Raw genomic sequence first — 8,412 nt, 5'->3', positions numbered from 1 at the left:
GCCCGCCTCTGTAGAGGCAGGCGCGGTAAAGATTGATTGGCTTCAGGCAGAAGGTGTATCAGCCTATGATGTGCTGCGTGCGGAAGGGACAGACGGGGCGTATCAGGTGATCGCCTCCGAAGTAGCGGGAAACACGTATACGGATCACACGGCGAAAGCCGGGAGCCACTACGCCTATAAAGTCCGAGCGACCGGAGGCACCCAGATATCCCAAGCCGCCAAGGTCGCTTAACCAGGACAGAATGCAGAATAGGACCAGAGTCGAAGAATACCTTACATGTAACCGAAAACAGAATGCCAAAGAACCTATCAGGAGAAAGTAGGACCTGACAGGTTCTTTTTTATTTGAAAATCGTTCTGATTTGGCAAATCATTGCGTATATTTCAGAAAAAAACACAGAAATCCTTTAATTTTCTCGTCATAAGACGACAACATTACAGGTACGTATTCATATATAATAGTTTTGCTCGTAATTATACATACATGTTTGTGGGGATTCTCTTTCCGGTGACCAAGAATGATAAAGTGAGGTTAGTGCCGAATGAACAAGGAGACAGAATCAGGGATGAACAGCCCTCTTCTACGAAACAACGAACGGAAAGCAGACAAACCTGTCGTCCACTTGGACATCCGGGATATTTTGCTTCAATGCGGTATCACGATGCCGCAATGTTTACAGAGCGAAGCGGACGAAACCAAGGGTCGGAAGGATAAGAGCGTGTAAAATATCGGCTGCCGGCACTGCTAAAAACAGGAGTGAACCGGCTCCCCCCTTCTTTATTCCATCATTCGTTCCATGCGGACAAACGCGATAAAACGCTTGGCTTCTTCCTCAGATAAAGTTCGTCCGTCAATGGTCAGATTAAAACGCTGCAGGATATCTTCATCGGACAGCTCCAACTGGTCCACAAATTCCCTCACATCTGAATCCAAAATCGCTGCCGGATGGCTAGTGCGTCCTACCAAGTAATCAATGGATACCCCGAAAATGTCTGCAAGCTTGGTCAGTATCTCAAAATCTGGCTTGCGCCGGTTTTTTTCATAGTGAGAAAGAGCCGCCCGCGTAATTCCGAGGGATTGCGCTAGTTCCTCTTGTTTTAATCCCTTATGTTCCCGTAATTCAGCGATGCGGGTGCCATAATTCATCTGATATTCCTCCTGAATGCAAGGTTGAGAAAGTAAAAACAGCAATTTTACGCTTGACAAGATACGATTTGTATCATAAATTAGTTATGTAAGATACATAATGTATCAATGCTTTATAGTTTTATCCATATGCTATCGTTTATATACCCTGGGAGGCCACGGATGGTTTAGCACTTGTGCAAATTCGCTGGCTAGACCTTCTATGCGACATTATATAACATTTTACTATATATTAGAGGCTCATGCATCGTTCTTTTCCCCGGTATGCAGAGGATCAGTACAAGCGTCATCGCATCGAAAACAAGTCAATCAGGGAGGACTGGTCTTGTGCAGTTGAAAGAGTACATTCGTATGGTCCGAAAAAGAATATGGTTAATTGGCGGTATCGTATTGTTGGTATGTGCTGTTGTGGGCGTGAAAAATGTATATTTTACCCCTCAGGTTTATGAAGCGACAGCGAAGCTTATTATCAATCAGACGCCAAGGCCGGATCGTGCGGGTGTCGTCGATTACAGTGTCGTTCAAACAAATATAGCCTTAACGAACTCCTATAAGCAAATTATGATGTCCTCGGCAATTATGGACCAGGTGGTTGCCAGCTTCCCCGATCTCAAGGTCACTCCGTCAGCTCTAACGCAAAAATTAAGAGTAAACACCGCAGGTGATTCACAGGTCATGGATTTAACAATCCGCGATTTATCGTATACAAAGGCTGTCAAAACCGTAAATGCGGTAGCCAAAGTATTCAAACGCCAAATTCCCTCTATCATGAAAATGGATAACGTCACGATTCTAAGCGAAGCCAGCCTGACTGAACCAGCTGTTCCCGTGAACAGTAATGCCGCTATACAGCTGCTTATTGCTTTTACCGCCTCCTTGTTGCTGGGTATAGGCTTGGCTTTTTTGCTGGAAGTGCTGGACGATACCTTTAAAAATGAAGAGGATGTTGAAAAAGAACTTGGCCTGCCTACCCTGTCCCTGATTACGAAAATGAAAAAAGAAGACAGACGCTCCGACGGCTCCGCTACAACTCCCAAACAGGTAGGTGAAGGACAATATGCCGCGACTAATCAATAACCAGCTCGTCACATCCCTGCATGCCCAATCTTCTGTTTCGGAGGAGTACCGTATGCTTCGCACGAACATCCAGTTTTCCTCTATAGACGAACCGATTGAGGTTATGATGGTGGCGTCAGCTCAGGCGGGTGAAGGCAGGACGGTCACGATTAGCAATTTGGCTGTAACGTATGCGCAAGAGGGGAAAAAGGTGCTCGTCATGGACATGGATTTACGCTGTTCTTCCTTGCACCACATGTTCGGCTTGCGTAATCATACCGGTCTGACGCGGGTCCTTGCCAACCAGCAGCCATGGCAGGATGTGGTTCAGGAAACTGGGATCGACCATCTGTATGCCATTACAGCCGGACCTGCTCCGCCGAATCCGTCCGAAATGCTTAGTTCCCGCAGAATGAACGCTCTAATGGCTGAGCTGAAGGAGCATTATGATGTGATTTTAATGGATACGCCGCCATTGCTGTCCTTTCCGGATGGCTTCATTATAAGCGCTATGTGTGACGGAGTGATTTTGGTGGTGCAGGCAGGGAAGGTCAAAAAGGATCTCGTTAAGAAAGCAAAGGCAAATTTGGAAAGAGTAAAGGCACGTATTTTGGGCGTGGTGCTCAACAATGTGAAACGATCAAATACTCGTGCCGAACGCGGCATGGAGGAACGCAGCCTGACATGAGCAGCAACGGGGGAAATGAAAGTTAATAAAATTCTTTTAACAATCGATAAATAATACTTATATATCGGAAATCGAGGTGATGAGCAGTGTCTTCTTCCCACTCGAACGAGACCGAGGCTTTGAGTACGTCAGTGGAAGTGTATTCGGTCGCTCATGGGCTTGAACGCCGGCAAGGATTGAGCGTATATCCGTTCGTGAAGCGAAGTATGGACATCATGCTGTCGTTCATTGGATTAATCGTGCTGTGCCCGGTATTTTTGCTCGTGATTTTGCTGATTAAGCTGGAGGACCCGAAAGGAAGTGCGTTATTTTATCAGGTTCGTATTGGTAAAAATGAGCGACCGTTTCGCATGATTAAATTTCGTTCCATGGTGTCCGATGCCGAGGACAGATTATCTGCGCTGCTGCTGGAGAATGAGATCGAAGGTGCGATGTTCAAATTGAGGGATGATCCGCGTATCACCCGAATTGGACGCTTTCTCCGCAGAACGAGTATTGATGAGCTACCGCAACTGCTGAATGTACTGCGTGGGCAGATGAGTCTGGTAGGGCCCAGACCCCCGCTACCCAGAGAAGTCCATGATTATACGGTAAGGGATAAGCTGCGTCTGACGGTTACGCCAGGCTGTACCGGCCTATGGCAGATCAGCGGTCGTAATCATCTGAGCTTTAACCAGATGGTAGAGCTGGATCTGGAATACATATCCAGACGCAGTTTGCGCACGGATATCATCATCATGCTGAAAACGTTCCGGGTGCTATTGGGCTCCAACGATGCGTATTAAATTCACTCCAACAGGAAGGGTAGGGGAAAGTATGGATCTTTATTCCAATATATATGTAGCAGGGCACAACGGACTGGTGGGTTCTGCAATTGCTCGGGCATTGAGCAAAGCAGGCTATCGTAACCTGATCACCCGCACAAGCAGTGAGCTGGATCTGCGCAACAAGGAGGCGGTAGACCGTTTTTTCGAAACCGAGTCGGTGGACTATGTATTTTTGGCAGCAGCCAAGGTTGGCGGGATTTTGGCGAACAACGATTACCCGGCCGATTTTATCCGTGACAACCTGCTCATACAGACGAATGTAATTGATGCAGCATACCGGGCGAATGTAAGCAAGCTGCTGTTCCTCGGGTCCACCTGTATTTATCCCAAATTTGCCCCGCAGCCGTTGCGGGAGGAATATCTGCTCACGGGTGAGCTGGAGCCAACGAATGAGGCTTATGCTATCGCTAAAATTGCCGGGATTAAAATGTGCCAGTCCTATAACCGTCAATATGGAACCCGTTTTATTTCGGTGATGCCTACGAATTTGTACGGTCCGGGCGACAATTTTGATCTCCAGACCTCTCATGTGCTGCCTGCGCTCATCCGCAAGTTTCACGAAGCCAAGCTGAATCAGTCCCCGACGGTAGAAGTATGGGGTTCCGGCACACCGCGTCGTGAATTTCTTCATTCGGATGATTTGGCGGAAGCCTGTCTGTTCCTGATGAACGGCTATGAGGGCAATGAGATTGTGAACATCGGCGTTGGGGAGGATATTTCCATCCGGGAGCTGGCTGAACGTGTGAAGGAAGTCGTCGGTTATGAGGGGGAAATTACCTTTAATACGTCCGCACCCGACGGCACACCGCGTAAGCTGGTGGATGTGTCCCGAATTTCCGCGCTGGGCTGGTCGGCGCGTATTTCACTGGAAGAGGGATTAAGGTCTGTCTATCAGGCATTTCAAGGTCTGAATCTGGTTGAACAATAAAAAAACGGTGGAGGAATAGGAATGAAAAAAGCGCTGATCACAGGGATTACCGGACAGGACGGATCTTATCTGGCTGAGTTGCTGCTGTCCAAAGATTATGAGGTGTACGGGGTACGCAGACGCACCAGTACGCCGAACTTTGAAAATGTGGCACATATCCAGAATGACATTCATTGGCTTTCCGGCGATATGACCGATCTGGCTTCGCTCATCGAAGCCGTGCGTCAGTCTGACCCGGATGAGGTCTATAACCTGGCTGCCCAATCCTTCGTCGCGGCCTCATGGCCGCAGCCCTTGGCTACCGGGCAGATTACAGCGCTATCCGTTACCAATATGCTGGAGGCGGTACGGATTGCCAAGCCGGACACGCGCTTTTATCAGGCGTCGAGCAGTGAGATGTTCGGTAAGGTGCTGGAAACGCCGCAGACAGAAACAACCCCATTTTACCCGCGCAGTCCTTACGGTGTCGCCAAAGTGTACGGTCATTGGATCACGGTGAACTACCGCGAAAGCTTTGATATGTTTGCATGCTCTGGCATTTTGTTCAATCATGAATCGCCCCGCCGTGGGCTGGAGTTTGTAACACGCAAAGTGACGGATGCTGTAGCCCGTATCAAGCTGGGTTTGCAGCAGGAGCTGCGCATGGGGAATCTGGATTCGCTACGGGACTGGGGTTTTGCAGGAGATTACGTTAAGGCGATGTGGATGATGCTCCAGCAGGATCAACCGGATGATTACGTCATTTCCACGGGAGAAATGCATTCCGTCCGCGAACTGTTGCAAGTTGCCTTTTCCCATGTAGGTCTGAACTATGAGGATTATGTCGTCATTGATCCTCAGTTCGTCCGTCCGGCAGAGGTGGATCTACTGCTCGGCGATTGCGCCAAGGCGAAGGAAAAGCTGGGCTGGCAAGTGGAAGTAGGCTTCGAACAGCTCATTCATATGATGGTGGATACAGACTTGGAGCGGGTTAAAAGACAGGCTGCGGTCGAGGCTTCCGTCGTCGTGTAAGACATGGAGGGGCCGCTCGCTTGCCGGGAGGTCTCTTCGCTGTACATTATTGTAGTCGCATCGGCAGAACAGCATGCTATGGAGCCGTGCGAAAGGTCATTTTTCAAGATGGAGTAGAGCTTATGACATTAGTCAAAAATCGCGCCAAACCGCGCAGAAGTCTGTTGGTGAATACGTCTTGGCTGTTCGGAGACAAAATGATCCGCATGGTGTTTGGACTGGCGGTCAGCATTATCATGGCGAGAGTGCTCGGACCGGAGGAACTGGGGAAATGGAATTATGCGGAATCTTTTTTCGGGATGTTCCTGATCTTCACGACGCTTGGTTTTGATTCCATATTGGTGCGTGATCTCGTCAAGGACCCCAAGGATGAGCATGAGTTATTGGGTACGGCGATTCTGCTGAAGCTGGTGGGTACTTTGGTAGCCATTGTCCTGTCCTGCTCCTTCATTTCGCTGCTCAGACCGGAGGATAGTTCCGTACGGTTGATCAATCTGATTCTGGCGACGGCCTCGGTGTTTCAGTTGTTCGATATCATCGACTACTGGTTTCGGGCGCAGATGTTGTCCAAATACACGGTCATTGCCAAGAACACAGCCTTTGTCCTCAGTTCCACCGTTAAAATCATTTTATTGTTGTCCGGTGTCCCCATATGGGTGGTGGCGCTGTGCGCTCATGGCGAGTTTCTGCTCGGAAGTCTGATTCTGCTGTATTTCTTCCGTAAGGAAGGACGGCATGTGCACAAGTGGACGTTCAGCCTAACCACAGCACGACGAATCATGAATCACAGTTGGCCGCTTATTTTGTCATCCTCCGCTGTATATGTACAGGCACGGATCGATCAGGTCATTATCGGCGAGATGCTGGGAGATGCGGCCGTGGGGCAGTATTCTGTTGCGCTCCGTCTCATTGAAGTGCTGGGTTTTATTCCGGTCGTCCTTACTACGGCTTATGCCCCGGTGGTGACCCGATCCAAGATGAAAGGGAGCGACGAATACAGACAAACGTTGTCCAACGTGTACCGACTGATGTTTATCTGCTTTCTGGTGACCTCGATACCATTATTTTTTCTGTCGCAATGGGTGGTAGTCGTGCTGTATGGGCGGGAATTTACCGAGGCTGGCTCGTTGCTGTCGCTGTTTGCGATTCGTCTGTTTTTTACCAATTTCAGTGTTGCCAAAAGCTTGTTTATCACGAATGAAAATTTGTTCAAATATACGCTGCTGACCTCGATTGTGGGTGCGGTCACGAATGTGGCTTTAAATTATGCGTTTATCCCGTTGCTTGGTGTCCGAGGCTCGCTGGTGGCGACAATCTTGTCTTTTACGATATCTGTATTTTTATTAGATTTGCTGTTTAAGGAAGTCAAAGCCAATTTGGGCTGGATGATGAAGTCGATCCTGACCTTCTGGCGTGTTCACATTACGGTACCGAAAGTTGGAGAGAACAATCATGATACCCATTAAACCGTTTGTTCAGCATGAGGGGCAGTGTCCGCATTGTGGAGGTAAGGTACGGGGCGGAGAGGTGCTGTGGCAGGGAATTCATGTATGTGTCAGCACTTGGTGTGAAGGCTGTGGACGTGAATATATCGAGGATATGCGGGTTGGTCACGCTACGTATTCACCCTATCGGGTAGAAATGCCCAACTATACATTGACTGGAGATGCGAAATCGAGAAAATGGCTCGGAGAACCCTTGCGGCAAGCACTGCTAAGTCCTTCCTATGATTTGGCGGTCGGCATGACTGTGCATACAATGAAACCCTTTAAGCGCGTCATCATCGTCAATACGATTGATTATTTGTATGGTCACGCTTTGCTCAAGCTGCTGAATGTACAGCGGGAATATGAACAATCACCGGAGCTGGGCATCGTTGTTATTGTACAAAAATCGCTGGAGTGGATGGTACCCGCAGGTGTGGCTGAAATCTGGACAGTCGATGTGCCGTTCAGCAAGGCCCGTAACTTTTATCCAGTGCTGCATCATCGGATGATAGAGGAACTGATACGTTTTGACGAGGTCTATGTCAGCCCTGCGTATTCACACCCCAGCCAGTTCGATATTGAGCAGTTTACGGGTGTCCCGCGTTATGAGGATGGCTGTGAGTCGGAGCCGCGCATTACCTTTGTATGGAGGGAAGACCGCTTGTGGAGCGGCAGCCATCATATCGCACGGGCAGTGCAGAAATTTCCGCAGCTCAAGCGTTGGCTTAAACCGCTGATTTATCATCAGCGCCGCAAAATCATTCGATTGTTCCGAAGACTGCGGGAATCCTTTCCGGATTATCGTTTTACGGTCGCCGGATTGGGTCGCACCGGGAGCTTCCCGTCATGGATTAACGACGAACGTGTCGCACGCTTCGACCGGGAAAGCGAGCTGCGAGTATGCGAGGTATATGCAGCCAGCCGATTGGTGATCGGCATTCACGGCTCCAATATGCTGCTGCCCTCCGCACATGCCGGCATGACGATTGACCTGATGCCCAAGGATCGTTGGGGCAACTACGCGCAGGATATTTTATTTCATGAAACGGACCATCGGCTTACGGCTTATAAATACCGCTTTGTCCCGATGGAGTCGAGCGTGACTTTGGTGGCGGACATGGCGGCTGCCCAGCTTAAAGGAGCAGACCATTTTAATATGCAGATGACGGAAGAAAAGCAGCGGCAGGGGGAAAGTTCAGTTTGGAGGGGAGAGGCCGCTTCGGGCAGGGTTTGATCTCCTAGCTACGACTGTCGGTGTAAGGCGCTTC

10 protein-coding genes are annotated in these 8,412 nt (G+C 49.3%); 9 read left to right on the top strand and 1 reads right to left on the bottom strand.

The annotated features are described in order from the left end of the window. Both L696_RS30875 and L696_RS0107215 read left to right on the top strand, forming a co-directional pair. The coding region (locus tag L696_RS30875; RefSeq protein WP_025683045.1) for a SaeA-related protein at positions 1–232 on the top strand (232 nt) is incomplete at its 5' end. Between the two features lie 310 nt (positions 233–542). Continuing rightward, the gene (locus tag L696_RS0107215; RefSeq protein ID WP_025683044.1) at positions 543–725 is read left to right on the top strand and encodes a hypothetical protein; all 183 of its coding nucleotides are present in this window, start codon (positions 543–545) and stop codon (positions 723–725) included. A 53-nt stretch (positions 726–778) separates the two neighbouring features. Here the strand turns inward: L696_RS0107215 and L696_RS0107210 are convergent, their stop codons facing one another. Continuing rightward, entirely contained in the window at positions 779–1,147 is a 369-nt protein-coding gene (locus L696_RS0107210; protein ID WP_025683043.1) for a helix-turn-helix domain-containing protein, read from the bottom strand. A gap of 327 nt (positions 1,148–1,474) precedes the next feature. Between L696_RS0107210 and L696_RS0107205 the strand changes: the two genes are divergently transcribed. The 7 genes from L696_RS0107205 to L696_RS0107175 all read left to right on the top strand — a co-directional run bounded on the left by L696_RS0107205 (position 1,475) and on the right by L696_RS0107175 (position 8,378). Continuing rightward, positions 1,475–2,224: a YveK family protein gene (locus L696_RS0107205; protein WP_025683042.1), complete on the top strand. Its 750-nt coding sequence runs from the start codon at positions 1,475–1,477 to the stop codon at positions 2,222–2,224. After that, entirely contained in the window at positions 2,205–2,891 is a 687-nt protein-coding gene (locus tag L696_RS0107200; RefSeq protein ID WP_025683041.1) for a CpsD/CapB family tyrosine-protein kinase, read from the top strand. Before L696_RS0107205 ends, L696_RS0107200 begins: the two co-directional genes overlap by 20 nt. Before the next feature lie 86 nt (positions 2,892–2,977). Next, positions 2,978–3,676 (top strand): sugar transferase, encoded by a 699-nt coding sequence (locus L696_RS0107195; protein WP_025683040.1) that lies wholly within the window; start codon positions 2,978–2,980, stop codon positions 3,674–3,676. Between the two features lie 31 nt (positions 3,677–3,707). Beyond that, complete coding sequence (gene fcl / locus L696_RS0107190) at positions 3,708–4,646, top strand: GDP-L-fucose synthase (RefSeq protein WP_025683039.1); 939 nt, start codon at positions 3,708–3,710, stop codon at positions 4,644–4,646. Positions 4,647–4,667: 21 nt separating this feature from the next. Continuing rightward, positions 4,668–5,657: a GDP-mannose 4,6-dehydratase gene (gene gmd, locus L696_RS0107185; RefSeq protein WP_025683038.1), complete on the top strand. Its 990-nt coding sequence runs from the start codon at positions 4,668–4,670 to the stop codon at positions 5,655–5,657. Positions 5,658–5,779: 122 nt separating this feature from the next. Then, positions 5,780–7,123, top strand: a complete 1,344-nt coding sequence (locus L696_RS0107180; RefSeq protein WP_025683037.1) for a flippase — start codon at positions 5,780–5,782, stop codon at positions 7,121–7,123. Next, the gene (locus L696_RS0107175) at positions 7,110–8,378 is read left to right on the top strand and encodes a hypothetical protein (RefSeq protein WP_025683036.1); all 1,269 of its coding nucleotides are present in this window, start codon (positions 7,110–7,112) and stop codon (positions 8,376–8,378) included. Before L696_RS0107180 ends, L696_RS0107175 begins: the two co-directional genes overlap by 14 nt. Positions 8,379–8,412 lie beyond the last annotated feature (34 nt).

Source organism: Paenibacillus maysiensis (assembly GCF_000520815.1).
GTDB lineage: Bacteria > Bacillota > Bacilli > Paenibacillales > Paenibacillaceae > Paenibacillus > Paenibacillus maysiensis.
The sequence above is the reverse complement of the archived record's forward strand: the minus strand, read 5'-3'. Positions and strand labels throughout refer to the sequence as shown.